At 66.7% G+C, this 2,773-nt stretch carries 3 protein-coding genes; all 3 read right to left on the reverse strand.

Annotation, left to right across the window (positions count from 1 at the left end):
• Positions 1 to 779, reverse strand: a 779-nt coding sequence (locus tag ACFDTC_RS18005) for an ABC transporter permease (RefSeq protein WP_375260254.1), incomplete at its 3' end; no start/stop codon positions are given.
• Positions 776 to 1,561 (reverse strand): ABC transporter ATP-binding protein, encoded by a 786-nt coding sequence (locus ACFDTC_RS18010; protein WP_375260255.1) that lies wholly within the window; start codon positions 1,559 to 1,561, stop codon positions 776 to 778. The genes ACFDTC_RS18010 and ACFDTC_RS18005, both read right to left, overlap by 4 nt.
• A 48-nt stretch (positions 1,562 to 1,609) precedes the next feature.
• Positions 1,610 to 2,620 (reverse strand): ABC transporter substrate-binding protein, encoded by a 1,011-nt coding sequence (locus ACFDTC_RS18015; protein ID WP_375260256.1) that lies wholly within the window; start codon positions 2,618 to 2,620, stop codon positions 1,610 to 1,612.
• Positions 2,621 to 2,773: the final 153 nt, after the last annotated feature.

The following is a 2,773-nucleotide window of genomic DNA, read 5'->3' on the forward strand; positions in this document are numbered from 1 at the left end:
GTGACCGCGATCAGGATCAGCGCCGCGAACATCCGCGGGATGTTCAGGCGATACCCCGCCTCGAGGATGCGGAAGGCCAGCCCCGACCCGATGCCGCCCGTGCCGGCCACGTATTCCGCCACCACCGCGCCGATCAGCGACAGGCCGCCCGCGATGCGCAGGCCCCCGAGGAAGTAGGGCAGGGCCGAGGGCAGCCGCAGGTAGCGCAGCGTCTGCCAGCGTGTCGCGCCGTAGATCCGGAAGAGGTCGCGCAGGTTGTGATCCGCCGAGTTGAGCCCCAGCGTCGTATTCGACAGCACCGGAAAGAACGCCACCAGCCAGGCGCACAGCAGCAGCCCGCCGATGCGACTGTCGACGTAGATGAAGATCAGCGGCGCGATCGCCACGATGGGCGTCACCTGCAGGATCACCGCGTAGGGGTAGAAGCTCATCTCGACCAGGCGGCTTTGCGTGAACAGCACCGCTAACCCGACGCCGCCCAGCACCGCGACGGCCAGCGCCATCAGCGTGATCTGCACCGTCACCAGAAGCGCGTCGAACAGGATCGCCCAGTCGGCGATCAGCGTCTGGAAGACCAGCCAGGGGCCGGGCAGGATGTAATGCGGGATCTCGTTGAACGTGACCAGCGCCTGCCAGCCGAGCAGTGCGATCACCATGACGGCCGCCGGCAGCAGCCACTTGCCGATCTTCTCGAGCTTCGCCGCCTTGACGCGCGCGCGTTCGTCCTCGTCCATGACATGCGCGTCGGTGACCGCGCCGTCGCGTTCCACCATGCTCATGCGGCTTCTCCCATTGCCTCGTGCAGCGCGTCGCTGGTCTGCCGGCAATGCGCGGCGTAGTCGGCCGAGGTGCGGAAATCCTCGCCGCGCGGGTAAGGCTCGTCCACCGCCAGTTCGCGGATCACCCGGCCGGGGCGCGCGGCCATCACGACGATCCGGTCTGACAGGAAGACGCTTTCGAAGACCGAATGCGTGACGAAGACCACCGTGCAGCCGATCCGCGCCTTGAGCGCGAGCAGGTCGGTGTTCAGCCGGAAGCGCGTGATTTCGTCCAGCGCGGCGAAGGGTTCGTCCATCAGGATCAGCCGCGGCCGCGTGACCATGGCGCGCGCGATGCTCACCCGCATCTTCATGCCGCCCGACAGCTCGCGCGGGTAGGCGGTCTGGAACTTCTCCAGTCCCACCAGCTTCAGCGCCTCGAGCACCTCGTCCTTGACGCTGGAATAGCTTTGCCCCTTCAGGCGGAAGGGCAGCCAGACGTTCTGCGCCACCGTCGCCCAGGGCATCAGCGTAGGCTCCTGGAACACCACGCCCAGGTCGTTGTCGCCTTGGCCGCCGGTCCAGGGGATGCGTCCGCGGGTGGGGTGGGCGAGCCCCGCGATCAGGCGCAGCGCGGTCGACTTGCCGCAGCCCGACGGACCCAGGAGCGAAATGAAGTCGCCCTCGTTCACCGTCAGGGACATGCCCGACAGCGCCACCACGTCGCCGCCGAATACCTTGTCGACGCCGTCCATTCGCAGAAGCTCGGGCCGCTGGCCGAGCGGCGGGATCGTGGGGGGCATGCGGTCTCCGGTCGGTGTGGCGGCGGACCCGCAGGCCCGCCGCGCGCTTCAGTTGCTGGGCTTGAGGTCCATGCCCACGCCGGCGTTCACGAACTCGGTCGTGTAAGACGCCTCGATGTCCAGGCCGTCCTCGATCACGCCGGCAGTGACCATCTTGTCGTAGAAGTCCTGCACCACGGCCGGGTTGATCGCCATGATCCCGTCCTCGAGCGCGTCGCCGCTGTCGACGATGCCCCATTCCTTCATCTTCGAGATCGCGTAGTCGATCTTGTCGTCGGTCATGTCGGGGTTGTCGGTCTTGATCAGTTCGCGCGCCTCGGCGTTGTCGCCGTAGAGGAAGTTGTACCACCCCTTGGCCGACCCCTCGACGAAGCATTTCACCGCCTCGGGATCGTTCTCGATCGTGTCGGCCATCGTCTCGATCGTGGTGGCGTAGCTGCTGAACCCGGCGTCGGCGATCAGGAAGACGTCGGGCACGATGCCTGACTCCTTCTCGACGGCGTAGGGTTCGGACGACAGGTAGCCCTGCATGCCCTTGTTCTCGTCCGCGATGAAGGGCGCGGGGTTGAAGGTGTAGGGCTCGCGCTGATCAGGCGTGAAGCCGTATTCAGAGATCATCCACTGGTAGTAGCTGGTGAAGCCGTTGTCGCCGATCAGCAGGGTGAGGTCCTTGAGGTCCTCGAAGCTTTCGGCCTTGCCGGGATGGGCCAGGATCACCTGCGGGTGCTTCTGGAAGGTCGCGCCCACCATCACTACAGGGATGCCCTGCGCCACGGCGTTGAAGGCCTGCAGCATGTCGCCGCCCATGTGGAAATCCATCTTGCCGGCCAGCATCAGCGCGCGGTTGTTCACCTGCGGCCCGCCCGGCATGATCGTGACGTCCAGCCCGCATTCGGCATAGGTGCCGTCGGCGACGGACTGGTAGAAGCCGCCGTGCTCGGCCTGCGCCAGCCAGTTGGTGCCGAACACCACCGGTTTGAGATCCTGCGCCGTCGCCGCCGAGGCCAGGCCCGCCACCGCGACCGCCAGACCCGTCTTCGTGGTTGCATTGAGCGCCATTCCGCCCTCCCGCTGTTGAGACGCTCACAGCATCCGCAAGCACGGGCGTCGGCGGAAGCGGCGACGCGGAAAGCCCCGGCAACTCGGCGAGAGGCGCCGGATTTTTGGGCGTCCGCGTGTCTTTCGCCGGATTTCCGTGCATGCGGTGCTTGG

Source organism: Citreimonas sp. (assembly GCF_042096055.1).
Classification (GTDB): Bacteria; Pseudomonadota; Alphaproteobacteria; order Rhodobacterales; family Rhodobacteraceae; genus Citreimonas.